The 23,403-nt window shown below is 71.7% G+C and carries 27 protein-coding genes; 18 read left to right on the top strand and 9 right to left on the bottom strand.

Translation table 11 applies throughout. The features are described from left to right. Nucleotides 1-22 precede the first annotated feature (22 nt). The 9 genes from J2Y42_RS18370 (at nucleotide 23) to J2Y42_RS18330 (ending at nucleotide 9,066) form a co-directional block, all read left to right on the top strand. Nucleotides 23-1,549, top strand: coding sequence for a molybdopterin-dependent oxidoreductase (locus tag J2Y42_RS18370; protein ID WP_309861588.1), 1,527 nt, complete (start codon nucleotides 23-25; stop codon nucleotides 1,547-1,549). A gap of 42 nt (nucleotides 1,550-1,591) precedes the next feature. Continuing rightward, nucleotides 1,592-2,722 carry a ThiF family adenylyltransferase gene (locus tag J2Y42_RS18365; RefSeq protein ID WP_309861585.1) on the top strand — a complete coding sequence of 377 codons (1,131 nt, stop codon included), beginning with the start codon at nucleotides 1,592-1,594 and terminating at the stop codon, nucleotides 2,720-2,722. Nucleotides 2,723-3,318: 596 nt separating this feature from the next. Continuing rightward, complete coding sequence (gene glp / locus J2Y42_RS18360; protein WP_309861583.1) at nucleotides 3,319-4,548, top strand: gephyrin-like molybdotransferase Glp; 1,230 nt, start codon at nucleotides 3,319-3,321, stop codon at nucleotides 4,546-4,548. Then, complete coding sequence (moaCB, locus tag J2Y42_RS18355) at nucleotides 4,545-5,537, top strand: bifunctional molybdenum cofactor biosynthesis protein MoaC/MoaB (RefSeq protein ID WP_309861579.1); 993 nt, start codon at nucleotides 4,545-4,547, stop codon at nucleotides 5,535-5,537. Before glp ends, moaCB begins: the two co-directional genes overlap by 4 nt. Continuing rightward, nucleotides 5,534-5,947, top strand: coding sequence for a molybdenum cofactor biosynthesis protein MoaE (locus J2Y42_RS18350; protein WP_309861576.1), 414 nt, complete (start codon nucleotides 5,534-5,536; stop codon nucleotides 5,945-5,947). The genes moaCB and J2Y42_RS18350 overlap by 4 nt, the downstream gene beginning before the upstream one ends. A 36-nt stretch (nucleotides 5,948-5,983) precedes the next feature. After that, nucleotides 5,984-6,388 carry a TOBE domain-containing protein gene (locus tag J2Y42_RS18345; RefSeq protein ID WP_309861574.1) on the top strand — a complete coding sequence of 135 codons (405 nt, stop codon included), beginning with the start codon at nucleotides 5,984-5,986 and terminating at the stop codon, nucleotides 6,386-6,388. Further along, nucleotides 6,385-7,197 carry a molybdate ABC transporter substrate-binding protein gene (gene modA, locus J2Y42_RS18340; protein ID WP_309861571.1) on the top strand — a complete coding sequence of 271 codons (813 nt, stop codon included), beginning with the start codon at nucleotides 6,385-6,387 and terminating at the stop codon, nucleotides 7,195-7,197. Before J2Y42_RS18345 ends, modA begins: the two co-directional genes overlap by 4 nt. 16 nt (nucleotides 7,198-7,213) lie before the next feature. Continuing rightward, nucleotides 7,214-8,029, top strand: coding sequence for an ABC transporter permease (locus tag J2Y42_RS18335; RefSeq protein ID WP_309861568.1), 816 nt, complete (start codon nucleotides 7,214-7,216; stop codon nucleotides 8,027-8,029). Further along, the gene (locus tag J2Y42_RS18330) at nucleotides 8,026-9,066 is read left to right on the top strand and encodes an ABC transporter ATP-binding protein (protein ID WP_309861565.1); all 1,041 of its coding nucleotides are present in this window, start codon (nucleotides 8,026-8,028) and stop codon (nucleotides 9,064-9,066) included. The genes J2Y42_RS18335 and J2Y42_RS18330 overlap by 4 nt, the downstream gene beginning before the upstream one ends. Nucleotides 9,067-9,200: 134 nt before the next feature. On the opposite strand, the gene J2Y42_RS18325 is transcribed toward J2Y42_RS18330, so the two are convergent. Together J2Y42_RS18325 and moaA are read right to left on the bottom strand one after the other, a co-directional pair. After that, entirely contained in the window at nucleotides 9,201-9,446 is a 246-nt protein-coding gene (locus J2Y42_RS18325) for a MoaD/ThiS family protein (protein ID WP_089912416.1), read from the bottom strand. Next, nucleotides 9,439-10,530 (bottom strand): GTP 3',8-cyclase MoaA, encoded by a 1,092-nt coding sequence (gene moaA, locus J2Y42_RS18320; protein WP_309861561.1) that lies wholly within the window; start codon nucleotides 10,528-10,530, stop codon nucleotides 9,439-9,441. Before moaA ends, J2Y42_RS18325 begins: the two co-directional genes overlap by 8 nt. 79 nt (nucleotides 10,531-10,609) lie before the next feature. On the opposite strand from moaA, the gene J2Y42_RS18315 reads away from it, so the two are divergent. The 3 genes from J2Y42_RS18315 to J2Y42_RS18305 are packed head-to-tail and all read left to right on the top strand — an operon-like array spanning nucleotide 10,610 to nucleotide 12,230. Next, nucleotides 10,610-11,203, top strand: coding sequence for a sulfite oxidase-like oxidoreductase (locus tag J2Y42_RS18315; RefSeq protein ID WP_309861558.1), 594 nt, complete (start codon nucleotides 10,610-10,612; stop codon nucleotides 11,201-11,203). Between the two features lie 14 nt (nucleotides 11,204-11,217). After that, a complete protein-coding gene (locus J2Y42_RS18310) occupies nucleotides 11,218-11,967 on the top strand; it encodes an FAD-binding oxidoreductase (protein ID WP_309861612.1) in 750 nt (249 codons plus the stop codon). Next, nucleotides 11,964-12,230: a DUF6510 family protein gene (locus J2Y42_RS18305; RefSeq protein WP_309861556.1), complete on the top strand. Its 267-nt coding sequence runs from the start codon at nucleotides 11,964-11,966 to the stop codon at nucleotides 12,228-12,230. Before J2Y42_RS18310 ends, J2Y42_RS18305 begins: the two co-directional genes overlap by 4 nt. Before the next feature lie 163 nt (nucleotides 12,231-12,393). Here the strand turns inward: J2Y42_RS18305 and J2Y42_RS18300 are convergent, their stop codons facing one another. Continuing rightward, nucleotides 12,394-14,385, bottom strand: coding sequence for an amino acid transporter (locus tag J2Y42_RS18300; protein WP_309861554.1), 1,992 nt, complete (start codon nucleotides 14,383-14,385; stop codon nucleotides 12,394-12,396). A gap of 40 nt (nucleotides 14,386-14,425) precedes the next feature. Then, the gene (locus J2Y42_RS18295) at nucleotides 14,426-15,928 is read right to left on the bottom strand and encodes an SDR family NAD(P)-dependent oxidoreductase (RefSeq protein ID WP_309861552.1); all 1,503 of its coding nucleotides are present in this window, start codon (nucleotides 15,926-15,928) and stop codon (nucleotides 14,426-14,428) included. Between the two features lie 29 nt (nucleotides 15,929-15,957). On the opposite strand from J2Y42_RS18295, the gene J2Y42_RS18290 reads away from it, so the two are divergent. Then, a complete protein-coding gene (locus J2Y42_RS18290) occupies nucleotides 15,958-16,383 on the top strand; it encodes a DUF1622 domain-containing protein (protein ID WP_018190406.1) in 426 nt (141 codons plus the stop codon). A 15-nt stretch (nucleotides 16,384-16,398) separates the two neighbouring features. Here the strand turns inward: J2Y42_RS18290 and J2Y42_RS18285 are convergent, their stop codons facing one another. Continuing rightward, complete coding sequence (locus J2Y42_RS18285; RefSeq protein WP_018190405.1) at nucleotides 16,399-16,791, bottom strand: DUF5997 family protein; 393 nt, start codon at nucleotides 16,789-16,791, stop codon at nucleotides 16,399-16,401. A 33-nt stretch (nucleotides 16,792-16,824) separates the two neighbouring features. Here J2Y42_RS18285 and J2Y42_RS18280 point away from each other — a divergent pair, with 33 nt between their 5' ends. From J2Y42_RS18280 to J2Y42_RS18270, 3 genes are all read left to right on the top strand, one after another. Continuing rightward, nucleotides 16,825-17,472: a LysR family transcriptional regulator substrate-binding protein gene (locus J2Y42_RS18280; RefSeq protein ID WP_309861549.1), complete on the top strand. Its 648-nt coding sequence runs from the start codon at nucleotides 16,825-16,827 to the stop codon at nucleotides 17,470-17,472. A 111-nt stretch (nucleotides 17,473-17,583) separates the two neighbouring features. Continuing rightward, on the top strand, nucleotides 17,584-18,879 hold the full coding sequence (locus J2Y42_RS18275) for an alpha-hydroxy-acid oxidizing protein (protein ID WP_309861546.1): 1,296 nt from the start codon (nucleotides 17,584-17,586) through the stop codon (nucleotides 18,877-18,879). Nucleotides 18,880-18,915: 36 nt separating this feature from the next. After that, nucleotides 18,916-19,392, top strand: a complete 477-nt coding sequence (locus J2Y42_RS18270; RefSeq protein ID WP_309861542.1) for an acetyltransferase — start codon at nucleotides 18,916-18,918, stop codon at nucleotides 19,390-19,392. Here the strand turns inward: J2Y42_RS18270 and J2Y42_RS18265 are convergent. From J2Y42_RS18265 to J2Y42_RS18250, 4 genes are all read right to left on the bottom strand, one after another. Further along, nucleotides 19,389-19,796, bottom strand: a complete 408-nt coding sequence (locus J2Y42_RS18265; protein WP_309861539.1) for a hypothetical protein — start codon at nucleotides 19,794-19,796, stop codon at nucleotides 19,389-19,391. The two genes, J2Y42_RS18270 and J2Y42_RS18265, sit on opposite strands and share 4 nt — an antisense overlap. 16 nt (nucleotides 19,797-19,812) lie before the next feature. Then, nucleotides 19,813-20,736 (bottom strand): NADP-dependent oxidoreductase, encoded by a 924-nt coding sequence (locus J2Y42_RS18260; RefSeq protein WP_309861537.1) that lies wholly within the window; start codon nucleotides 20,734-20,736, stop codon nucleotides 19,813-19,815. 86 nt (nucleotides 20,737-20,822) lie between these two features. Further along, nucleotides 20,823-21,851 carry a 6-phosphofructokinase gene (locus tag J2Y42_RS18255; RefSeq protein WP_309861534.1) on the bottom strand — a complete coding sequence of 343 codons (1,029 nt, stop codon included), beginning with the start codon at nucleotides 21,849-21,851 and terminating at the stop codon, nucleotides 20,823-20,825. A gap of 117 nt (nucleotides 21,852-21,968) precedes the next feature. Further along, a complete protein-coding gene (locus tag J2Y42_RS18250) occupies nucleotides 21,969-22,583 on the bottom strand; it encodes a CYTH domain-containing protein (protein WP_309861531.1) in 615 nt (204 codons plus the stop codon). 76 nt (nucleotides 22,584-22,659) lie between these two features. On the opposite strand from J2Y42_RS18250, the gene J2Y42_RS18245 reads away from it, so the two are divergent. Further along, a complete protein-coding gene (locus J2Y42_RS18245) occupies nucleotides 22,660-23,052 on the top strand; it encodes a DUF3224 domain-containing protein (RefSeq protein ID WP_309861529.1) in 393 nt (130 codons plus the stop codon). Nucleotides 23,053-23,114: 62 nt separating this feature from the next. After that, nucleotides 23,115-23,315: a hypothetical protein gene (locus J2Y42_RS18240; protein WP_309861525.1), complete on the top strand. Its 201-nt coding sequence runs from the start codon at nucleotides 23,115-23,117 to the stop codon at nucleotides 23,313-23,315. Nucleotides 23,316-23,403: the final 88 nt, after the last annotated feature.

Below are 23,403 nucleotides of genomic sequence, written 5' to 3'. Positions count from 1 at the left end.
GCGACGGTCATAGGTTTGCCCCATGTCCGACTTCTGGCGGCCGGCCGGGGCCGGCGTCGCGAGCGTTGTCGCGGGCGTCGGTGCGGCCGAGCTGGTGAGCGCGTTCGTCGTGCAGAACGGCAGCCCGATCCTCACGGTCGGCGCGCTGCTCATCGACCTCGCGCCGCCGTGGCTGAAGGAGGCCGTCATCGGCCTGTTCGGCACCGGCGACAAGGCGTTCCTCATCGTCTCGCTGGCCGTCGTCGTGGTTGTCGGCGCAGGGATCGCGGGCTGGCTGGAGCGGGTGCGGCCGCCGCTCGGTCGCATCCTCATCGGCCTCGGCGGAGCGGTCGGCGTGCTGGCCGCGCTCACCCGCTCGGGGAACAGCATCGTGGATGCGCTGCCGTCGGTGCTCGCGGCCGGGGTCGCCATCCTGGTTCTCGGCTGGCTCATGCGGATGCTGCGCGACACCGAGCCGACGCGGGTCGCCCCGAACGGCCGGGTCTCGCGCCGCCGGTTCGTCGGCTCGACCGCGGCGACCGCAGCCGGAGGGGCGCTCGCCCTGATCGTCGGCCAGGTGGTGGCCGGCGGCTTCCGGGCGGCCTCCGCCACCCGCGCGGCGATCCGGCTGCCGAAACCGGCGGAGACGGCCCCGCCCATCCCGGCCGGAGCGTCGTTCGACATCCCGGGGCTGTCGCCGATCGTCACGCCGAACGCCGACTTCTACCGCATCGACACGGCGCTGCAGATCCCGGGGATCGACCCGAACGACTGGAAACTGCGGATCACCGGCATGGTCGAGAACGAGGTCGAGCTGACCTTCGCCCAGCTGCTGGCGCTGCCCCTGGAGGAGTCCACGACGACACTCACCTGCGTCTCCAACGAGGTCGGCGGCGACCTGATCGGCAACGCGACCTGGCTCGGCTACCCGATCCGTCACCTGCTCGCGCGCGCCAAGCCGTCCGCCGACGCCGACATGGTGCTGTCCAAAAGCCAGGACGGGTGGACGGCGAGCACCCCGATCGAGACACTGACCGATGAGCGCAACGCCATCCTCGCCGTGGGGATGAACGGCCAGCCGCTGCCGCTCGAGCACGGCTATCCCGTCCGGATGGTGGTGCCGGGCCTCTACGGCTACGTGTCGGCGACCAAGTGGGTGGTGTCGATGGAGGTCACGCGTTTCGACCGGCACACCGCGTACTGGACCGATCGCGGCTGGTCGGAACGCGGGCCGGTGAAGCTGTCGTCGCGGATCGACGTGCCCGCCTCCGGTCGGCAGGTGAAGGCCGGCACGGTCGCGGTGGCCGGCGTGGCGTGGTCGCAGCACATCGGCGTCAGCGCGGTGCAGGTGAAGGTGGATGACGGGCCCTGGCAGCAGGCGACCCTCGCCGATGCCATCTCGGCCGACACCTGGCGGCAGTGGCGGTTCGCCTGGGAGGCGACGCCAGGCGCGCATACGCTGCGGGTCCGCGCGACGGACGCGAAGGGGAAGGTGCAGACGGCCGCGGTGCAGGACGTCGTGCCCGACGGCGCGACCGGCCTGCACTCGGTGCGGGTCACCGTGGTCTGACGGGCGGGACGAGAGTGTCCGTGGATGTGATTGGCTGAGCGTATGGCTCTCCCGCCTCTGGTCGAACCCGGTCCCGAACTGTCCGCCGAGCGGACGGCCCGCTACGCCCGCACGACGCAGCTGCCCGGCTTCGGTCCGGTCGCCCAGCGCCGGCTGCGGGCAGCACGGGTGCTCGTCGTCGGCGCCGGCGGCCTGGGCTCGGCGGTGCTCCCGCTGCTCGCGTCGGCCGGGGTCGGAACGATCGGGATCGTCGACGACGACCGGGTGGAGCCGAGCAACCTGCCGCGGCAGGCCATCCACACGCCCGCCGCTGTCGGGCGCGCCAAGGTGGAATCCGCCGCGGACGCCGTGCGGGCGCTGGACGACGAGGTCGAGCTGCGCCTCTACGCCGAGCGGCTGACATCGCAGAACGCGCCGGGCATCCTCGCCGGGTTCGACCTGGTGCTCGACGGCAGCGACAACTTCCCGACCCGGTATCTGGTGGATGACGCGGCGACCCTCGCGGGCATCCCCGTCGTGTGGGGAGCCGTGCACCAGACCGGTGGCCAGGCGGGGCTCAGCTGGGCCGCGCACGGGCCGACATACCGCGACCTGTTCCCGGTGCCGCCCGCGCCCGGCACCGTGGCGAGCTGCGCCGAGGCGGGCGCGCTGCCCTCCGTGTGCGGCGTGATCGGCGGGCTGATGGTGAGCGAGGCGATCAAGCTGGTGACCGGGACGGGCGATCCGCTGCTCGGCCGGGTCGTCATCCACGACGGGCTGCGCGGGACGTTCCGCGAGCTGGCCTACGAGCGCGATCCGGAGGCGGCCCCGGTTACGGAGCTGATCGACTACGACCTGTTCTGCGGGGTGTCCGACACCATGTCGCCCGCCGAGCTGCACGCGCGGCTCGTGGCGGGTGAGCCGCATACGCTGCTGGACGTGCGGGAGCCGTGGGAGGCCGACATCGTCGAGCTGCCCGACTCGCTGCTGGTGCCGCTCGGTGTGGTCGAGCGGGACGCGGCGGGGGTGGCCGAGCGGCTGCCGGACGCGCCACTCGTGATCGTCTGCCACCACGGCATCCGGGCCGAGACCGCTCGGCGGCTGCTCGCCGACGCCGGGAGGCCCGGCCTGGTGCTCGCGGGCGGCCTCGACGCCTGGGCACGAGACGTCGACCCCGGGATGCCGCGCTACTGACGGCGCGATTCGTGCCGAATGTGCGGAAAGCGAGCGCGTGACCGCACATTCGGCGCGAATGTCGCGATAGCGCGCGTGAAGCGACATTTGGCGCAAGTGTGCGGAAGCAGCACGCCTAAAGCGACATTTGGCGCAAATGTGCGGAAACAGCACGCGTAACGCGACATTTGGCGCAAATGTGCGGAAAGAGCACGCGTAAAGCGACATTTGGCGCAATCGTGCGGAAAGAACGCCCCTAAACCGACATTTGGCGCAAATGTGCGGAAAGAGCTCCCCTAAACCGACATTTGGCGCAAATGTGCGGAAAGAGCTCCCCTAAACCGACATTTGGCGCAAATGTCGCGACGGCGCACGGGTGGCGCGATCAGCACGATGGCGCGCCTCGGAGGCGCACCACATTCGGTCGGACAAATGGGCCCGAATCTCCGACGGGAGGCGGTGGGGATGGAGATGCGCCGGCGGAGGGGCGGGATCTCCGACGGGAGGGGCGGGATGTCCGACGGGAGGGGCGGGATCTCCGACGGGAGGCACTGGTCGGGGCCGGTGCGCCGCGAAGCGGCACGCCGCGAGACGGGCGGACGCGGGATACTGAACGCATGACACGCGATCCCTCCGCGAACCCCCGCAGCGTCGAAGAGCACGCCGGCCTGATCGCGCGGATGCTCGCACCGCTCTCCGAGGAGCCCGACACCGAGACCGTCCCGCTGGAGGCGGCACTCGGCCGGGTGACCGCCGACGAGGTGCGATCGGAGGTCGACCTCCCGCTTTTCCGCAACTCCCAGATGGACGGCTACGCGGTGCGCGCGGCCGACATCCGCTCGGTGCCGGTCGCGCTGGAGGTGTCCGGCGACATCCCGGCCGGGCACACCAGCCCCATGACCCTGATCGCGGGCACCGCTCTGCGCATCATGACCGGCGCCCCCGTGCCGTCGGGCGCCGACACGATCGTGCCCGTGGAGGACACCGAGCTCGTCCTCGGGCGCGACGACGACCTGGCCGGAGCGATCGTCGAGATCCGCCGGTCGCGCAGCGTCGGCGAGTACGTGCGCGAGCGCGGCAGCGACGTCCACCGGGGGGATGTGCTCCTCCCGGCCGGCACCCGGCTCGGCCCCCGGCACCTCGCGGCCCTCGCCGCCGCCGGGATCGCCAGCGTCCGCGTGCGGGCTCGCCTCCGCGTGGCCGTGCTGACGACGGGAACAGAACTCGTCGGATCCGGCACGCCCGCCTTCGGCCAGGTCTACGACGCGAACGGCATCGCCCTCGCCGCGCTCGTCGAGGAGGCGGGAGCGATCGTATCGGTGCGCGCGAGCAGCGACGACGACCCCGCGGCGTTCGAGGGCATCCTCGAGGATGCGCTGCACAAAAGCGATCTCGTCATCACCTCGGGCGGCATCTCCCGCGGGGCCTACGAGGTCGTCCGCGAGGTGCTCCTCCCCCATGGCGCCGACGTGACGACCGTCGCCATGCAACCGGGCGGTCCGCAGGCGACCGCCGTGGTCGGCGGCGTGCCGGTGTTCGCCTTCCCTGGCAACCCGGTCAGCACCCAGGTGTCGTTCGTCGTGTTCCTCCGCGACCCGCTGCGTGCGGCAGCCGGTCTTCCGGGCGTGCCCCCGGTCGAGGCGGCGCTGAGCGAGGGCCTGCGGTCCGTTCCAGGCAAGCGCCAGTTCCTCCGCGGCAGTCTCGACGGGTCGGGAGCCGTGTCCCCCGTCTCCGGCCCGTCGTCGCACCTCGTCGCCGGGATGGCCCGCGCCGACGTCCTCATCGACGTGCCCGCCGAGGCCGAGGCGATCGACGCGGGCGCCGCCGTGACAGTCTGGACACTATGACGCAGCTCACCCACCTCGATTCCGACGGCCGCGCCCGCATGGTCGACGTCGGCGGCAAGCCCGCGACGGACCGCGAGGCGGTCGCGCGCGGCCGGTTCGTGACCACCCCCGAGGTGATCCGCCTGGTCGCCGCCGACGACCTGCCCAAGGCGGATGTGCTGGCCACCGCGCGCATCGCGGGCATCGGCGGCGCGAAGCGCACGAGCGAGCTCATCCCGCTCTGCCATCCGCTGCCGCTGAACAGTGTGCGCGTCGACTTCGAACTCGACCCCGAGGCGGGCGCGATCGACATCGAGGTGGTCGCCCGGACGCACGGCCGCACGGGCGTCGAGATGGAGGCGCTCACAGCGGTCGCGGTCGCCGGCCTCACCCTGCACGACATGGTGAAGGCGGTGGATCCGTCCGCCAGCCTCACCGATATCCGCCTGGTCGCGAAGAGCGGCGGAAAGCGCGGCGAGTGGCGGCGCGACGGCGAGGAGGTGGATGCGCCGGCTGAGTGCGCATCCATAGCCCCGGCCGGTGCCGTGCCCGCGATCGTGCTCGTCGTCTCCACCCGGGCTGCGACCGGCGTCTACGACGACACCACAGGCCCGGTGATCGCCGATTGGCTGGCGGAGCGTCGCCTCCCGGCCGACGTGCGCGTGGTCGCCGACGCCGACGTGGATGCGGCCCTGCGCCAGGCGGCCGCCGAGGGTCCCCGCGTGCTCATCACGACGGGCGGAACCGGCGTCTCGCCCACCGACCGCACACCGGAGGCGACTGCCGCCGTGCTCGACCGGCAGCTTCCGGGCGTCGCCGAGGCCCTGCGTGCGCGCGGCGCATCCGCCACACCTCTCGCCGCGCTCAGTCGCGGGCTGGTCGGTGTGGCGGGGTCGACGCTCGTCGTCAACCTGCCCGGCTCGCGCGGCGGCGTCGCCGACGGACTCGCGGTGCTGGACGACCTGCTCCCGCACCTGCTCGACCAGCTGCGGGGAGGAGACCACGCATGAGCGACATCCTGGCCACCGTCACGGGTGACCCGCTGGAGCCCTCGACCGTCGACGAGTTCGTCTGGCGCACGGACGCAGGGGCCGTGGTGTCCTTCCAGGGCATCGTGCGCGACCACGATAGCGGAAAGGGCGTCGTGTCGCTCGACTACCGTGCGCATCCCGAGGCGGAGGCGTTCCTCCGGGAGTGCTGCGAGGAGGTCGCGCGGACCACCGGGCTGCGGGTGGCAGCGCAGCACCGCGTCGGCTCGCTCACCATCGGCGACCTCGCGCTGATCGCCGCGGTCGCCGCCCCGCATCGCGCCGAGGCGTTCGCCGCCTGCGCCGAGCTGGTCGAGATCATCAAGGCGCGGGTGCCGATCTGGAAGAGGCAGCACTTCACCGACGGCGACTCGGAGTGGGTGGGCCTCTAGACACTTTTCCGCATCTGCGGTCGTAAGATGGCATACATGCCGCAGATTCGGATCAAAGACGCCGCGCTCTATCTCGGAGTGAGCGACGACACGGTTCGCCGCTGGATCGACGGCGGCGTGCTGGGCAGCTCCCGCGACGAGGCCGGTCGCACGGTCGTGGACGGACTGGAGCTGGCGCAGCTCGCCAAGCAGAACGCCGTGCTGCCCGGCGACCCCTCCGGCGTCGCGGGCTCGGCGCGCAACCGTTTCGTCGGGCTGGTCACCGACATCGTCATGGACCGGGTGATGGCGCAGGTGGAGCTGCAGTGCGGCCCGCATCGCGTGGTGTCGCTGATCAGCAGCGAGGCCGTGCGCGAACTGGGCCTCGAACTCGGGTCGGTCGCCGTCGCCGTCGTGAAAGCGACCAACGTCATCGTCGAGGCTCCGGCGGTGGCCCGATGAGCGCGCGCCCCCGTCGTCTCGGCAGGCTCGCGACCGCGGCGGTCGCGGCTGGTGCGCTGTGCTCCCTGGCCCTCGCCGGATGCAGCAGCCCGGCCGCATCCACGCCGTCGGCTCCGCGCTCCTCAGACCGGGTCAGCGGCACGATCACGGTGGTCGCCGCCGCCTCGCTCACCAAGACGTTCACCGAGCTCGGCACGCGGTTCGAAGCCGCGCATCCCGGTGCCAAGGTCACGTTCTCGTTCGCCGGCTCCTCTGATCTGGTCTCGCAGCTGACCGCCGGAGCCCCGGCGGACGTGTTCGCGTCGGCCGATGAGACGAACATGACGAAGGCGGTGGATGCGAAGGTCATTAGCGGCTCGCCCGTCGACTTCGCGACGAACGTGCTCGCCATCGCGGTGCCACCCGGCAACCCGGCGCACGTCACCGGGCTCGCCGACCTGGCCTCCCCGTCCGTCAAGACGGTCGTGTGTGCACCGCAGGTGCCGTGCGGGGCCGCCACCGAGAAGGTGGAGAAGTCGGCCGGAGTGACCCTGAAGCCGGTGAGCCAGGAGTCGTCGGTGACCGACGTCCTCGGCAAGGTGACATCGGGCGAGGCGGACGCCGGGATCGTCTACGCCACCGACGTGAAGGGTGCCGGCTCGGCTGTCGAGTCCGTGCCGTTTCCAGAGGCGGCGAAGACCGTCAACGTGTACCCGATCTCCGTCGTGGCCCAGGCGCCGAACGCCGCGGGTGGGAAGGCGTTCGTCGCATACGTGACCGGGCCCGCGGGGCGCGCGGTGCTCGCCGCCGCCGGGTTCGGGGCGCCGTGATCGGCGCGGGTCCGCTGTGAGCATCCGGCTGGGCGTTCCGCGCTGGATCGTGGTGGTCGCCGCGATCGGGGGTCTGTTCATCGTGCTGCCGCTGCTCGCGATGGCGGCCCGCGTCGACTGGGCGGACTTCATCCCCCTCATCACCTCGCCGTCGTCGGTGGATGCGCTCCTCCTCAGCCTCCGCACGTCGCTGCTCGCGACGGCCGCCTGCCTGGTGCTCGGCGTGCCGATGGCGATCGTGCTCGCGCGCGTGCCGTTCGCGGGCAGCCGGGTGGTGCGGGCGGTCGTGCTGCTGCCACTGGTGCTGCCGCCGGTCGTCGGCGGCCTCGCGTTGCTCGCCCTGTACGGCCGCCGCGGGCTGCTCGGCGGCGCGCTCGATGTCGCCTTCTCGACGCCCGCGGTGGTGATCGCGCAGACCTTCGTCGCGCTCCCCTTCCTCGTGCTCAGCCTGGAGGGCGCACTGCGGTCTGCCGGTGAGCGCTACGAGGCGGTGGCGGCGACGCTCGGCGCCCGCCCATCCACCGTCCTGTTCCGGGTGACGCTGCCGCTGGTGCTTCCGGCGATCGTCTCCGGGTCGATCCTGTCGTTCGCCCGGGCGCTCGGCGAGTTCGGCGCGACCCTGACGTTCGCGGGCAGTCTGCAGGGCGTCACCCGGACGCTGCCGCTGGAGATCTACCTGCAGCGGGAGACCGATCCCGACGCCGCCGTCGCGCTGTCGCTGGTGCTGGTGGCGGTGGCCATCGCGGTGGTCGCGGTCGCCCACGGCGCGGGCGAGGGACTCCGTTTTCGCCGGGTGCGCGCAGACGCCGAGGTTCGCGAGAAGGCCGCATGAGCCTCCACGTCGCGGCGTCGCTCGCCGCGCGGGACGTCGCGGTCGAGCTTTCCGTCGCCGACGGCGAGACGCTCGCCCTGCTCGGTCCGAACGGCGCGGGCAAGTCGACGGTGCTCGGGATGCTGGCCGGGCTCGTCCGCCCGGACGAGGGTCGTGCGACGCTCGGCGACCAGATCCTGTTCGACCTCCCCGGCACCTGGCGGCCGCCGCATCAGCGCGGCGTCGCGCTGCTCGCGCAGGACGCGCTGCTGTTCCCGCATCTCAGCGTCCGCGACAACGTCGCCTTCGGGCCCCGGTCGTCGGGCGCCGGCCGTGCCGACGCCGCCGGGCGGGCCGACGAGTGGATGCGCCGGACCGCGACCGCGGAATTCGCCGACCGGCGTCCCGCCGAGCTGTCCGGAGGGCAGGCGCAGCGGGTCGCGGTCGCGCGGGCGCTGGCCGCCGAGCCGCGGCTGCTGCTCCTCGACGAGCCGCTGTCGGCGCTGGATGTCGCCGTCGCCGCAGAGCTCCGAGGCACGCTCGCCGGCGTGCTGGCGGGGCGCACGACGGTCCTCGTCACGCATGACGCTCTGGACGCGTACCTCCTCGCCGACCGGGTCGCGGTCATGCACGAGGGCCGCGTGATCGAGGAGGGGCCGACGCGGCAGGTGCTCGAACGGCCGCGGAATCCCTTCACCGCTGAGTTGTCGGGGCTGACGCTGGTGGCCGGGGTGCGGACGGCCGACGGGCTGGTCACCGGCGACGGGATGCGACTGCGCGGCACCGCGGTCGCGCCCGTCGAGGTGGGCGCTCGCGCGCTGGCGGCGGTGCGTCCGTCCGCGGTGCGCGTCCTGCCCGACGGGGATGAGACAGACCGGCCCGACCGCATCCGCGCGATCGTGACCGGTCTGGAGCCGCAGGCCGACCTCGTCCGCGTGCGCACCGACCGCCTCGACGCGCTGGTGCCGCCCGCCGACGTCGCCGACCTCCGCCTCCGCGTCGGCGACCGCGTCACCCTCGGCGTTCCGCCCGCCGCCGCAACCGTCTACCCCGCCTGACCCCCTCGGGCCTCCGCCCACCGTCGAGTCCGCAAACTTTGCACGCTCCGACGCCCGATCCCGTGCAAAATCTGCGGACTCGACGGTGGGTGGACGGGTGCGCGCGACAGGGACGGGACGGGACGGGACGGGGGTCAGCCGCCGGCGAAGGGCGGCAGCACGTCGACGGTGGCGGTGAGCTCGCGGGAGGGATCGCGCGAGACGACGCCTCCGACGAGGAACGAACCGGAGCGCACCACGCGCTCCATCGGCTCGCCGTAGCGCGCGACGAGTTCGGCCTGCAGCCCTCCCACGGTCGCGTCCGCGACCTCCACACGCTCCTCGGGACGGCCCGCGGCCTCCTCCGCCGCCGCGAAGTAGCGCACCAGCACCTCAGCCACCGATCGCCCCCATGCTCCGCACCGGCGGGGCGAACCCGGCCGCGTCCATCCCGTGGCCGGCCTGCTTGCCCCACATGGCCGCGCGCCACCAGCGGGCGATCTCGGCGTCGTCCGCGCCGCCGCGGAGCAGCCCGCGGAGGTCGGTCTCGTCGTCGCCGAACAGGCACGACCGCACAGTTCCCTCGGCGGTGATGCGGGTGCGGTCGCAGGCCGAGCAGAACGAGCGCGTGACCGACGCGATGATCCCCACGGTGGCGGGGAGCCCATCCACCGTCCAGCCGTCGACCAGCCACTCCTCCGCCGGTGCGTGCGGGTCGTCGCGACCCGCCTCGATGAGGGTGAAACGCTTGCCCAGCACCGACAGCAGCTCCTCGGCCGACACCATGTTCTCGCGCAGCCACGACCGGTCGGCGTCGAGCGGCATCTGCTCGATGAACCGCAGCCTGCAGCCGTTCTCCAGCGCCCACGCGAGCAGGTCGGGAGCGTCGTCGAGGGTGTCGCGCATCATCACCGCGTTGAGCTTCAGCGGAGTGAGCCCCGCTGCGTGCGCCGCGTGGATTCCGGCGAGCACGGCCGGCAGCCGGTCGCGCCGCGTGAGCCGCGCGAAGTGCTGGCGGTCGACCGTGTCGAGTGAGACGTTGACCCGGGTGAGGCCGGCGTCGACGAGCGAGCGGATGCGGTGGTCGAGCCCGATGCCGTTGGTCGTTATCGAGAGGTCCACTCCGGGAGCCACGGCCGCCGAACGGCCGATGATCTCGGCCAGGTCGGCGCGCATCAGCGGCTCGCCGCCCGTGAACCGCACCTCGCGAACACCCAGGTCACGGACGCCGATGCCGACGAGCCGTGCGATCTCGGTCGCGCTGAGCAGATCGTCCCGCGGGATCGCCGGCAGTCCCTCCGCCGGCATGCAATACGTGCAGCGGAGCGAGCACTTCTCGGTCACCGACACGCGCAGGTCGCGAGCGACGCGCCCGAACCGGTCGATGAGGCCCGGATGCTCGGGCCGCCCCACGGTGTTGGGGGCCGACGGCGGCGCGGCCTGGCGCTGCGCACTCAGCGGGAGCCCCAGGTTGACGGCGGTCATGACATCACCCTAGACCGCCCTCCCGACAACACCGAGTCCGTCGTAGACCCGGAGGCGCACGCGGCAATAAGCTGCCCCCATGGGAATCATCTCCTCCGGCTTCTCCGGCCGTCGCAGGGCCGACGACCCCCGCCTGCCCCCGGGTCAGTATCTGACCGAGGGCTTCCCGGTGCTCTCGGCCGGGCCGACGCCCCGTATCGCCAAAGACGACTGGGCGTTCACCATCACCACCGAGAAGGGCGACGTCCACCGGTGGAGCTGGGATGAGTTCCTCGCGCTCCCGCAGGAGGACGTCAGCACCGACATCCATTGCGTCACCAGCTGGTCGAAGCTCGGGACGTCGTGGCGCGGTGTGGCTCTCGACACCCTGTTCGCGGATGTCGACACCAGCTTCGAGTACACGATGGCGCACAGCTACGGCGGGTACACGACCAACGTGCCGCTCGCCGACCTGCTCGGCGGCAAGGCGTGGGTCGCGCACAGCTTCGACGGCAAGGACCTCGAGCCCGAGCACGGCGGTCCCGCCCGGCTCCTCGTGCCGCACCTGTACTTCTGGAAGAGCGCCAAATGGGTCAACGGGCTGCAGATGCTCCCGCAGGACCAGCCGGGCTTCTGGGAGCAGAACGGCTACAACATGTACGGCGACCCCTGGAAGGAACAGCGCTACTGGTGAGCAGCGTATGGCGGGTGGCCGACGTCGTCGCCACACGGATGGAGACCCCGACGGCCCGCACCATCCGGCTGCGCATCCCCGGATTGCACGGCCACCTCGCGGGGCAGCACGTCGACATCCGGTTGACGGCGCCCGACGGCTACCAGGCGGTCCGGTCGTACTCGATCGCCTCCGGCGGTGGACGCGGAGCCATCGAACCGCATGACCTCCCCGACGACGAGCTGGAGCTGACGGTGGAGGAGCTCGCCGACGGCGAAGTCTCCCCCTACCTCGTCCGCGACTTGGCCGACGGCGACCAGCTGGAGGTGCGCGGTCCCGTCGGAGGCTGGTTCGTCTGGCGCGACGGCGACACCACGCCGGTGCAGTTGATCGCGGGCGGCTCCGGTGTCGTCCCGCTCATGTCGATGGCCCGGGCGCACGCCGCCGCCGCGAGCCCCGCACCGTTCGGGATGCTCTACTCGCTGCGCTCCCCCGCCTCCGGGTACTACTCGGACGAACTCGCGGCGCTGGCCGCCGACACGGCCTCGCCGCTTCAGCTCGACTACGTCTACACGCGGCAGGCTCCGGAGGGCGCACCGGCGCCCGCCCGGCTCACCGCCGAAGGCCTCATGCGTCTCACCATCCCGGCCTCCGACTCCCCCACCTTCTTCATCTGCGGCTCCACGCCGTTCGTCGAGGCGGTCTCCGGCTGGCTCGTCGACGCGGGTCACGAGGCGGCGCGCATCCGCACCGAACGCTACGGCGGCATCGGAGGCACGCCATGACGGATCAGGACTTCCTCGACGGCAACGCCGCGGCCGGGATGCTGTCGGAGGTCTTCGCGGCCGACGTCACCACGGCGGTCGGCTGCTGCGGCAACTGCGGCGACGAGTCGGTCGTCGCCCGCGGCCGGGTCTATCTGGACGAGCACGGCCTCGTCATGCGCTGCTCGGTCTGCGGCGACGTGCTGGCCGTCGCGTCGGAGCGCGCCGGCCGCCTCTGCCTCGACCTGCGCGGCCTCGCCTGGCTGGAGTTCGCGGTCGAGTAGCCGCGGCCGTCGCCCGCGCCGGGTCGTCTCCCGTCGGAGACTCTCCCGCTCCCGTCGGAGATCCGGCGCCCTTCGCCGCGAAACTCCATCCACACCGCGGCCCGTCGGAGATGTGAGCCACTTTCTCCGACGCAGGCCCCGACCCGCTCAGGACACGCGGCGCTCAGGACACGTGCACGGCCGGACGGCGCTTGACGTCCCTCTCGGCCTCCCGCAGCACCTCGCGGGTCACGGGCGCGACCTCTCCGACGCCCGTGATCAGGTAACGGAACATGTTCGAGATCGGATTGCCTTCCGTCCACTCGAAGTAGATGGCCGGCACCACGCCCGTGATGTCGCGCATCTCCAGCAGCACGGCCGCGATCGTGTTCGGCACGTTTCCGCTGCGCACCTGCAGCACCCGGTAACCGTGCTTGACGACGCCCTGCACCTCCAGGTCCTCTTCGAAGTCGGAGGAGTCCGACGGCAGCACCTCGAGGAAGATGGTGCGCGACCGCTGCGGGATGTGGCTGAACTTCCGCTCGTCCTTGTTCTTCTGCGCGTACTCCTTGTCCGTGTCGACGTCGGGCTCGTGCGAGATGATGCGGATCTCGCCCTCCTCCGCGTCTTCGAGGATGAAGTCGAGCGCCGTCACGTCGAACGTGACGGACGTGGCGCGCAGCTGGAACGACCGCCCGATGCGCGACACGATCGACACGATCAGGATGGCGAGGATGAACAGGGTCGCGATGCGGAGGCCGTCCGGCCGCTCGATGATGTTGTCGACCGTCGTGTAGACGAAGATCGCCGTGATGACGCCGAACGCGACGGTCCGCTTCCGCTGCCGCTTCCGCCGCGCCGACAGCGTCACCGCGAGGGAGGCGGACGTGATGAGCACCAGGACGCCGGTCGCGTACGCGCCGCCCTGCGCATCCACGCTCGCTTCGAAGACCAGGGTGATCAGGAAGGCGATGGCCGTGAAGACGAGGACGAGCGGACGCACCGCGCGCGCCCACTGCGGCGCCATCCCGTACCGGGGCAGGTAGCGCGGCACCAGGTTGAGCAGACCGGCCATGGCCGAGGCGCCCGCGAACCAGAGGATGAGGATGGTGCTGACGTCGTAGACGGTGCCGAACCCGTTGCCGAGGTACTCGTGCGCCAGGTACGCGAGCGCGCGTCCGTTGGCGGGGCCGCCGGGCTGGAAGTCCTTCTGCGGGATGAGCAGGGTGGTCGTGAAGCTCGACGTGATGAGGAAGACGCTCATGATGATCGCGGCCGTCGTCAACAGCCGGCCGGCACCGCGGATGCGGCCCCTCGGGTACGACGGGTCATCGTCCGGGCGGCCCTTGATCTGCGGCATGACTGCCACGCCGGTCTCGAAACCGGAGAGGCCGAGGGCGAGTCGAGGGAACACGATCAGGGCGATCCCGACGACGACGAGCGGGTCGCCGTTCTGCCGGAACAGCGCGCTCCACCAGTCGTCGACCGCGGTGGGATGCTGGAACACCTCCACGATGGAGGTGGTCACCACGACCACGTTGAGGGCCAGGTACACGGCGACCAGCACCACCGCGATGCCGATCGCCTCCTTGAACCCCTTGAGGAACACCGCGCCGAGCAGCGCGAGCAGGACGAGCGTGATCAGCACGTTGTTGCCGTGGAACCAATCCGGCGCGTACGGGTTCTCGATCGCGTGCGCCGAGGCGTCCGCCGCCGACAGCGTGATCGTGATCATGAAGTCCGTCGCCGCGAAGCCCAGCAGCACGAGCACCAGCAGCTTGCCCGCCCACCAGGGAAGCAGCCGCTCCAGCATCGCGATGGAGCCGGACCCCTTGAAGCTCTCCCGCGCCACCCGGCGGTAGACCGGCAGTGCGCCGAGCAGGGTGAGAGCCACGAGCACCAGCGTCGCGAACGGCGAGACGAGGCCGGCGGCGAGCGCCGCGATGGCCGGCTGGTAGCCGAGGGTGGAGAAGTAGTCGACACCGGTGAGGCACATGACCTGCCACCACGGGTGGGTTCGCTCGGGGTTGCGGCCGTGCGGTCCCTGCTGGGTGCCGCGCTCATCCACCAGCCCGGTGAGCAGCCAGTGCCGGAGCGCGCCGCCTTTCGCCCGTGCCGGGGTGGGGCGCGCCTGACCGGGCACGGGGGAAAGCTGCTGGTCGGGAGTGCTCGACATCGGCATCCTTCCGCTCATGCCTTCGTCGTCAGCGTAGCGGTCACCAGGCCGAGGCACGGTAGTCCTTGAGGAAGACGCCGTGCAGGTCCTCTCCTGCCTCTCCTCGGACGATCGGGTCGTAGACGCGAGCGGCGCCGTCGACCAGGTCGAGGGGGGCGTGGAAGCCCTCCTCCGCGAGCCGCACCTTCGTGTGGTGGGGGCGCTCGTCGGTGATCCATCCCGTGTCGACGCTCGTCATGAGGATGCCGTCGGTCTCGAACATCTCGCCCGCGCTCGTGCGCGTGAGCATGTTGAGCGCGGCCTTCGACATGTTCGTGTGCGGGTGCCCCGGTCCCTTGTAGCGGCGGCCGAAGACGCCCTCCATCGCCGACACGTTGACGATGTACGACCGGCCGGCGGCGGCGAGGGAGGGACGCAGCCGGTCGATCAGGATGAAGGGAGCGGTCTGATTGCACAGCTGCACCTCGAGCAGCTCCAGCGCGTCGATCGCTCCGATGTTCTGCGTCCAGCTGTTCACGCGCGCGACGTCGGGGACGAGCCCGCCCGCGTCGATGGCGGAGCCGTCGGCGTGCTTCTCGAGCGACGACGAACCGGCGGCCATCGCGACCGCCGCCAGGTCGTCGGCGGTGAGCGCGGCCGCACCGGCGACCTCGGCGATCGTGCCGCGGACGTCGGCCGCCGACAGCAGCGGGTGCGCCGCGACCGAGCGCTCCAGGGCGAGGGGATGCGGATCCGCGGTGTGCCCGAACGTCTCCAGCTCCGGCAGCGGACCGTCGGGAAGCGGCTGCGTCTCCGCCTCCGCCAGCAGCGAGTACGCGCCGGGCGAGCGACGGACGGTCTGCGCCGCGTTGTTGATCAGGATGTCGAGGGGTCCGCGCTCGGCGACCGAGTCGGCCAGCGCGATGACCTGCGCCGGGTCGCGGAGGTCGATGCCGACGACCCGGAACCGGTCGATCCAGCGGCCGGCGTCGGGCAACTGCGAGAACCGGCGCACCGCATCCCGCGGGAACCGGGTGGTGATGGTGAGGTGGGCGCCGTCGCGGAGCAGCCGCAGGGCGATGTGCATGCCGATCTTCGCCCGGCCGCCGGTGAGCAGCGCGCGCTTGCCGGTCAGGTCGGTGGTCGCGTTGCGCTTGGCGTGGCTGAAGGCGGCGCACGACGGGCACAACTGGTGGTAGAACCAGTCGACCTGCGTGTAGTCCTGCTTGCAGATGTAGCAGGCGCGCGGGGTGATGAGGGTTCCGGCGGTGTGGGAGGCGGTCGTGCCGGAGGTCAGCTCGCGCCCGCGGGTCTCGTCGTCGATGCGGTCGGGAGCACCGGTGGCGGTTGCGGCGATGACGGCGCGGTCGGCCGCCTGCACCTGGGCGCGCAGCTCGCGCTTCCTGGCCTGCTTCGACGCCTTGAACATGTGCGCGGTCGCGCGACGGACGGTCACGTAGTCGGGATGCTCCTGGTCCAGCTCGTGCAGCTGTCCGAGGACGCGGAGGGTGACGGCGAGTTCGTCGGGGTCGAGGCCGGAGGACGCCGGGGTTTCGGGAGGCACCGGAGAATTCTACGTGGCACCATGAGCACATGGATGCGCACGCGTTGTTCGAGGCGACCGGCACGGCCTTCGAGTTCGCCGGTGTCGCCGCGATGGCGATCGGCCTGGTGGTCGCGATCGGCCTGTCGCTCGTCGCCTGGCGGCGTCAGCGCAGCGGCGCCGCGGCGTTCCGGACGTTGCGCGAGAGCTTCGGCGGCGTCATCCTGCTGGGCCTCGAGATCCTCGTCGCGGCCGACCTGGTGAAGACGGTCACGTCGACGCCGTCGCTGACGGATGCGGTGGTGCTCGGGATCATCGTGCTGATCCGCACCATCCTCAGCTTCTCGCTGCAGGTCGAGATCGACGGTGTCGCGCCGTGGCGGCGCGCTCTGGTCACCGGGCCGGAGACCATCGCGCGGGCCGCCCGCTCGGCGAACCGCACACCGGATGGCACTCCGGAGCCGCGCGGAGCTTGACGGCCCCCGCTCCGCCTACTCCTCTTCGGCCGCGCGCCGGGCCGCCCGCTCCGCGTCGCGCTGCTTGACGCGCGCGTTCTCGGCGCGAACCGCCGCCTGCGTCGCCCGCTCGTCGACCAGCCACTGCGGCGGATCGGCCAGCAGGTCCTTGATCTGGGCGGTGGTCAGCGCCTCGGTCACCCCGCCGCGGGCGAGGCCCGAGTTCGAGACGCCCAGCTTGCGTGCCACCACGTCGCGGGGATGCGGACCCTCGGCGCGCAGGGTCTGCAGCCACTCCGGCGGCTCGGCGTTCAGCGCATCCAGCTCGGTCCTGCTGATCTCGCGGTCGCGGAAGTCGTCGGGCGCCGCCGGCAGGTAGATGCCGAGCTTCTTGGCCGCTGTGGCCGGTTTCATGGTCTGCGCCTTCATGTTCTCCAGGCTACCGTTCGCTACCCTCAACAGGTGTCCTCCCGCTTCGCGATCGCCTTCCCGCTCGGTGTCACCGTCGGCAAGTGGACGCGCGCCTTCGAGCAGCGATACCCCGACGTCGAGCTGGTGGTGCGGCCCAGCGACGATCCGCTCGGCGTGCTCGCGGCCGGAGATGCGGACATGGTGTTCGCCCGCGACGCCGAGGCGGACGACGACCGCCACCTCATTCCCTTGTACGCGGAGGACGTCGTCGTGGTCGTGCACCACGAGCACCTGCTCACCCTCGAGGAGCACCTGCACCTCGCCGACCTCGACGGCGAGCCCCGGGTTGCCCGCGAGCCGTCGGAGGCGTTCATGCGCAGTGTCGCCGCCGGCGACGGCATCGCGCTGCTCCCGGCATCGGTCGCGAAGGCCCTCCGCCGGAAGGATGTGGTGGCCCTCCCCCTCGAGGACGGCCCGCAGAGCCGCATCGGCCTGACCTGGCCGCGCGAGGGACAGCATCCCCTGGTCGACGACTTCATCGGCATCGTGCGCGGACGCACGGCGCACAGCTCGCGCAACCCGGAGGTCGCCGCGCGCGAGGCGGCGGACGGCCGCAAGGCGGGCGGCCGCGCGCCCAGCGGCCGCGCACCCTCCGGGCGCGGTCGCCCCGGCTCCCCCAAGCGCCCGCGCCGCCGCTGACGCGCCCACCGATCTCCATCCAGGGGTCGCAACACGCCGTTATCCGCCCCGCATAACGGCGCGTCGCGCCCCACGGATGCGTCGCCCGGCGGGAGGGGCATGATGGGAGGCATGAGCAGCGCCGGGCGCGACGCCCAGTCCGAGATCTACCGCGATGGTGTCGCAGGCCGTGTCCCGCGCATCCCCGTGGGATACCCCCAGCTGGAGCGAGCGGCACAGCGACGGCTGAGCCGAGCGGCGTTCGCGTACATCGCCGGCTCCGCCGGGCTGGAGCGCACGGCGGACGCGAACGCGGAGGCATTCCGACACCGGCGCATCGTCCCGCGCGTCCTGCGCGACGTGTCGGCGCGCGACCTCTCCGTCGAGCTGTTCGGCGTCCGGCGACCGACCCCGCTGCTGCTCGCCCCGATCGGCGTGCTGGAGCTCGCCCGGCGCGGAGGGGATGCGGCCGCGGCCCGCGCCGCCGCCGCGCTCGGCGTGCCGGCCGTGCTCTCGAACCAGGCATCGCAGCCGATGGAGGAGGTCGTCGGCGCCATGGAGGACGTCGCGGCCGGCGCATCCCGCTGGTTCCAGCTGTACTGGAGCTCGTCGCGCGACCTGGTGGCCAGCCTCGTCGAGCGGGCGGAGCGCTCCGGCTGCGAAGCGATCGTGGTCACCCTCGACACGCATGTGCTGGGCTGGCGGCCGCGCGACCTCGCCCTCGGCTACCTTCCCTTCAGCCGGGGTCTCGGGATCGCGCAGTACACCTCCGATCCGGTGTTCCAGCAGCTGGTGCGCGAGCGGGCGGTCGTCGCATCCGGTCCGCGCCCGACGCCGACACCCGCGGCCGTCGCGGCGTTCGCCAGCATCCTGCGCCACCACCCCGGTCCGCTGCGCGAGAAGCTGCGGTCGGGAGAGCCGCTCGCCGCGGTCGAGACGTTCCTCGACGTGTTCGCCGACCCGTCGCTGACGTGGAACGACCTGGCGTTCCTGCGCGAGCGCACCCGGCTGCCGATCGTGCTGAAGGGCGTGCTGCATCCCGACGACGCGCGCCGCGCCCTCGACGCCGGGATGGATGCGGTGCAGGTCTCGAACCACGGCGGACGCCAGATCGACGGAGAAGTGGCCGCACTCGACGCCCTCCCCGGGGTCGTGGCGGCGGTCGACGGACGGGTGCCGGTGATCTTCGACAGCGGCATCCGTGGCGGGGCGGATGCCGTGATCGCCCTCGCCCTCGGTGCCCGGGCCGTCGCGATCGGCCGACCGTATGCCTACGCTCTCGCGGTCGCCGGCGAGGCGGGCGTGCGGGAGCTGCTGCGCAACACGATCGCCGAGCTCGACATCACCCTCGGTCTCGCCGGCGTCCGCAGCGTCGCCGAGCTGGATGCGGGCATCCTGTCGACTTCGCGGGAGACGGTCGCTCACTAGGCTGGAAGACCGGTGTCGGCCGAAGGGAGCCTGAGAATGACGTCCGCATCCACGTCACCCGTGAACATCCGCCCCTCCGCCGGAGCAGCCGAGTACCCGGCCCTCGTCGCGATCTGGCGCCGAGCCGTGGATGCGACGCACGACTTCCTCTCCGCGACCGATCGCGACGAGATCGAGGCGCGGCTGGCATCCGACTACTTGCCCGCCGTGACGCTGTCGGTCGCCGAGCGGGACGGCCGTCCCGTCGGCTTCTCCGGTGTGCTCGACGGCACCCTGGAGATGCTCTTCGTGGATGCGGCCGAGCGCGGCGGCGGGATCGGCACGGCGCTTCTCGATCACGCGATCCGCGACTACGCCGTCGTCCGCGTCGACGTCAACGAGCAGAACGCGTCAGCCGCCGGTTTCTACCGCTCACGCGGATTCGAGGTCGTCGGTCGGAGTGCGACCGACGAGGCCGGGCGTCCGTATCCGCTGCTCCACCTCGAGCTCGCACCGGCGGAGCGACCCCGCTAGGAGACCGACGCCCCGATCAGCGCCAGCAGCGCCTGCGCATAGGCGGTGGCGGCGTCGTCGTGCTCGAAGTACCGCTCCTCCCCCTCGATCAGCACGGTCACACGGTAGCCGTCGGGCGTGCGCGCCAGGTGGCGGAAGGTGCCGCCGAGCAGTTCGCGCAGCTGGTCCTCGCGCGGGATCCACAGGGCGTCCTCGACGGCGAGCGAGTCGAGCGCCCACTCCGTCGTTCCGTTGAAGCCGAGGATGGTCCCGGTGTCGAAGTGGTGCGGCTCGATCGTCATCTCACTGACGGTGAAACGCTCCCCGTCCATGCCCGGGCGGTCGATGGCGAACGTGTCACCCGACGACGGCTGCCAGCGCAACCCCGCCGTGCGAAGCTGCCGGGCGATGTCCTCTGCGATCATGGATGCTCCTTTGCGGTCAGTCGGTGACGATGACGATCTTGCCGCGCACGTGGCCGCCCTCGAGCCGCCCGTACGCTTCCACCGTCCGTTCGATCGGATAGATCGAGTCGATCGGCAGCACCAGCTCGTTCTCGGCGAGCAGGTCGGCGAGCTCCGCGAGGTCGTCGTTGGTGGCGGCGCGCCCGCCGACGTTCTGCGCTCCGCGCGCCTCCGGCCCGAAGACCGCGATGGAGTTGACGCGTTCGATCGGCACGCCGAGCTCCAGCGCCGCCTCGATCGTTTCCGGGCCGTGGTTGTCGAGCACCGCGGTCACCCGGTCGTCGTCGAGGACGTCGCGTACCCGCTCGGCGAGCCCGTCGCCGTAGGTCACCGGGATGACGCCGAGCGACTCGAGGAACTCGTGGTTCTCCTCGCTTGCCGTGCCGATCACCGTCGCTCCCGCGCGGACGACCAGCTGGGCGGCGAGCACGCCGACCCCTCCAGCGGCCGCGCTCACCAGCACGGTGTCGCGCTCGCGGATGCCCAGGGAGCGCACCGTCGCGAACGCGGTCCGGCCGACGACGCCGAGCGATCCGGCCGCCTCGAACGTCAGCGGGTCCGGTTTCGCGATCACCTGGCCGTCCTCCGGCACCACGACGAAGTCGGCGATGGAGGCGAACGGCGCCGTGCCGAGCACGGCCTGTCCGAGCTCGAAGCGCGTGACGCCCTCGCCGATCTCCTCGACGAACCCGGCGAAGTCCTGCCCGATCCCGCTCGGCAGCGTCACGCCCATGCGCGCGGCGGCCCGCTCGTCGCGGTACGCCTTCGCATCCATCGGATTGAGCCCGGCCGCCATTACGCGGACCAGCACCTGACCGGGTCCCGGCCACGGTCTCTCCCGCTCCACCACATGCAGGTAGTCGCGGGAGCCGAACTCATCGAACTGGACGAAACGCGGCACGGACGGGCTCCTTCCCTCTGGTAGCACGGAGCCTAGCCCCGACACCCCCGGAACAGCAGGGAGAGAGCCACAGGTGCAGCGAGCGCTCAGCCGAAGAGGAGCGCGGCCTCCTCGTAGCGGGCCGCAGGAACGGTCTTCAGACCGCCGGTCGCGTCGGCGATCGAGACGTTCACGACGTCGGTGCCGCGCAGCGACACCATCGAGCCCCAGCGGCCCTCGTACACCGCATCCACCGCCGCCATGCCGAGGCGGGTGGCGAGGACGCGGTCGTACGCGCTCGGGACGCCGCCGCGCTGCATGTGGCCGAGCACGGTGGCACGCGACTCGATGCCGGTGCGCTCCTCGATCATCGGCGCGAGCATCTCGCCGATCCCGCCGAGGCGCGGCCGGTTGAACGCGTCCAGTCCCTTGTGCGAGTGCGCCTCCTCCATCGTGTCGAGATGGAAGCCCTCCGACACGACGATGACGGGCGCGCGGCCGCGGTCGCGGACCGACTCGACCCACTCGCAGATCTGCTCGATCGACTGCGGCTGCTCCGGGATGAGGATGGCGTGGGCGCCCCCCGCCATGCCCGAGTGCAGGGCGATCCAGCCGACGTGACGGCCCATGACCTCGACGACCATGCAGCGCTGGTGCGACTCGGCGGTGGTGCGCAGGCGGTCGATCGCCTCGGTGGCGATTTCGACCGCCGTGTCGAAGCCGAACGAGTAGTCGGTGGCGGCGAGGTCGTTGTCGATGGTCTTCGGGACGCCGACGATCTTGAGACCGGCGTCGGTCAGACGGCGAGCAGCCGTCAGGGTGCCCTCCCCGCCGATGGCGATGATCGCGTCGATGCCGTTCTCATCCATCATCCGCTGGATGTTCTCCGGGCCGCCCTTGTCGCCCTCGAAAGGGTTGGTGCGGCTGGAGCCGAGGATGGTGCCGCCCTGGCGGGACAGGCCGCGGACGCTGTGCCGGTCGAGCGGCATGATGTCGCCGTCGACCACACCGCGCCAGCCGTAACGGAAGCCGGCGAACTCGGAGCGGTACACGCGGTCGCCCTTCAGGACCGCGCCGCGGATCACCGCGTTCAGGCCCGGGCAGTCGCCGCCGCTGGTGAGGATGCCGATCTTCATGCTGCTCCGTTTCTCAAGGCGTCCCCTGAATCATGCCCGGATGCCCGGTCCTGCACAAAATCGCACTGGACGCTGAGCGCGGCGGGTGGTAAACGAGCCGGGTAGACCAGTCGGGTGTCAGAGGCCGAGGGCGCGCTGCAGCTTGGACGAGCTGGCGGACGGCCGGGCTCCTGCCGCGAGGAGGTGCTCCTCGATCTCGTCGAGGAGGGCGTTGCGGCGCTGACGGGAGTCGGGGGCTCCGCTGAGGAGCTCCACCTCCCACTCGCGCCACTCCTGCGTCCCGCCGCTGCGGAGGTTCTCGCTGCGGACGTGGTCATCGGTGAGCTCCGCCACCTCGAAGCCGGCGGCATCCTGCAGCAGGACGCTGTCGCGCTGGTTCGTGACCCGGGCGATCGGGACGAGCGGCTCGTCGCCGATCAGCTCCCGCAGGTGCTGACGCAGCTCCGCGGGCGGCTCGTCGCCCTCGGTGAGCTCCCAGTGCAGCTCGGTGCGGCCCTCGTCGGCGGGCAGCTTGACGTGCCAGCCGGCGTCGTGGCCGCCGCGGCGCACACGGACCGCGGTCCGGTGCTGGGCGAGCGCGAGGTCGGCCGTGTCGAAATAGGTGGCCACGAGCTCGTGCCGCTCGGGCTCGCCCTGCACCGCGATCGTGCCGACGCCGACGAGCTGAGGATGCTGCGCCTCGGCGTCGACGTCGTACTTGCGCTCGATCTCGGTCTGGGAGTGGTGGGGCATATCCCCTGTCTAGCCCACAATTCGTCTGTCGCGAAATTACAAGCGGACCGTCCTCCGCAGCGCCTACCGTGAACGCATGACCTCAGAGACGATCACCGCCCGCTTCGACGTCACCGGCTGGGAGCCGGCCGACCTGCCGGGCATCGACGGCAACTGGGTGGGCGCCGTCGTCATGCGGAAGACCTATACCGAGGGACTGGTGGGCGAGTCGGTCGCGCACTTCGTCTCCTCCGGAACCGAAGAGGGCGGGCGCGGCTACCTCGCCGCAGAGCGGATCACCGGCCGGCTGGAGGACGGGAGGGCCGGATCGTTCACCGTCCACCACGGCGCGCTGCAGCATCCCGGCGACAGCTCGGCCTTCGGGAACATCGTGCCGGGAACGGGGACGGACGACTTCGCCGACTTCCGCGGGGCGGCGCGGATCGAGCACGACGACCGCGGCGCGTTCTTCGTCTTCGAGCTGGACTGACCTCATCGAGCCGGGGTGAGACCACCCTTCACGCCTGCGGCACCCCGCTGTACCGTGGGGGCATGAGCGACCCCAGAGGACGTGAGTACCGAGACGACGAGGACCTCGACGACTTCCGCGAGGCGCAGGAGGCCGACTACGAGCCGGAGCCCGTCATCCACGACCCGGAGGACGTGCCGGTCGTCGAGGACGAGGACGGCGAGCTGCTCCCCGACGACGACCGCCCGGTGCCGATCGACCCCGACGACGCCGAGATCGCCTAGCCGCCAGCTCCTGACTTTTTCGCCCGATTCGGCGTTCGGAACGCGAAAAACTCAGGAGCCGGCGGGGTGAGCCGGCGGTTTCGGAGAG

It is taken from the genome of Leifsonia sp. 1010 (genome assembly GCF_031455295.1).
Classification (GTDB): Bacteria; Actinomycetota; Actinomycetes; order Actinomycetales; family Microbacteriaceae; genus Leifsonia.
This window is presented reverse-complemented; position numbering and strand designations above follow the sequence as displayed.

Excerpts from the sequence above, each read along its gene's own strand:
- J2Y42_RS18365 (WP_309861585.1), top strand. The coding sequence starts at position 1,592 with ATGGCTCTCCCGCCTCTGGTCGAACCCGGTCCCGAACTGTCCGCCGAG.
- J2Y42_RS18300 (WP_309861554.1), bottom strand. The coding sequence starts at position 14,385 with ATGTCGAGCACTCCCGACCAGCAGCTTTCCCCCGTGCCCGGTCAGGCG.
- J2Y42_RS18270 (WP_309861542.1), top strand. The coding sequence starts at position 18,916 with ATGACGTCCGCATCCACGTCACCCGTGAACATCCGCCCCTCCGCCGGA.
- J2Y42_RS18350 (WP_309861576.1), top strand. The coding sequence starts at position 5,534 with ATGAGCGACATCCTGGCCACCGTCACGGGTGACCCGCTGGAGCCCTCG.
- J2Y42_RS18275 (WP_309861546.1), top strand. The coding sequence starts at position 17,584 with ATGAGCAGCGCCGGGCGCGACGCCCAGTCCGAGATCTACCGCGATGGT.
- J2Y42_RS18330 (WP_309861565.1), top strand. The coding sequence starts at position 8,026 with ATGAGCCTCCACGTCGCGGCGTCGCTCGCCGCGCGGGACGTCGCGGTC.
- J2Y42_RS18255 (WP_309861534.1), bottom strand. The coding sequence starts at position 21,851 with ATGAAGATCGGCATCCTCACCAGCGGCGGCGACTGCCCGGGCCTGAAC.
- J2Y42_RS18345 (WP_309861574.1), top strand. The coding sequence starts at position 5,984 with ATGCCGCAGATTCGGATCAAAGACGCCGCGCTCTATCTCGGAGTGAGC.
- J2Y42_RS18290 (WP_018190406.1), top strand. The coding sequence starts at position 15,958 with ATGGATGCGCACGCGTTGTTCGAGGCGACCGGCACGGCCTTCGAGTTC.
- J2Y42_RS18315 (WP_309861558.1), top strand. The coding sequence starts at position 10,610 with ATGGGAATCATCTCCTCCGGCTTCTCCGGCCGTCGCAGGGCCGACGAC.
- moaA (WP_309861561.1), bottom strand. The coding sequence starts at position 10,530 with ATGACCGCCGTCAACCTGGGGCTCCCGCTGAGTGCGCAGCGCCAGGCC.
- moaCB (WP_309861579.1), top strand. The coding sequence starts at position 4,545 with ATGACGCAGCTCACCCACCTCGATTCCGACGGCCGCGCCCGCATGGTC.
- J2Y42_RS18305 (WP_309861556.1), top strand. The coding sequence starts at position 11,964 with ATGACGGATCAGGACTTCCTCGACGGCAACGCCGCGGCCGGGATGCTG.
- J2Y42_RS18245 (WP_309861529.1), top strand. The coding sequence starts at position 22,660 with ATGACCTCAGAGACGATCACCGCCCGCTTCGACGTCACCGGCTGGGAG.
- J2Y42_RS18370 (WP_309861588.1), top strand. The coding sequence starts at position 23 with ATGTCCGACTTCTGGCGGCCGGCCGGGGCCGGCGTCGCGAGCGTTGTC.
- J2Y42_RS18265 (WP_309861539.1), bottom strand. The coding sequence starts at position 19,796 with ATGATCGCAGAGGACATCGCCCGGCAGCTTCGCACGGCGGGGTTGCGC.
- glp (WP_309861583.1), top strand. The coding sequence starts at position 3,319 with ATGACACGCGATCCCTCCGCGAACCCCCGCAGCGTCGAAGAGCACGCC.
- modA (WP_309861571.1), top strand. The coding sequence starts at position 6,385 with ATGAGCGCGCGCCCCCGTCGTCTCGGCAGGCTCGCGACCGCGGCGGTC.
- J2Y42_RS18240 (WP_309861525.1), top strand. The coding sequence starts at position 23,115 with ATGAGCGACCCCAGAGGACGTGAGTACCGAGACGACGAGGACCTCGAC.
- J2Y42_RS18285 (WP_018190405.1), bottom strand. The coding sequence starts at position 16,791 with ATGAAGGCGCAGACCATGAAACCGGCCACAGCGGCCAAGAAGCTCGGC.
- J2Y42_RS18250 (WP_309861531.1), bottom strand. The coding sequence starts at position 22,583 with ATGCCCCACCACTCCCAGACCGAGATCGAGCGCAAGTACGACGTCGAC.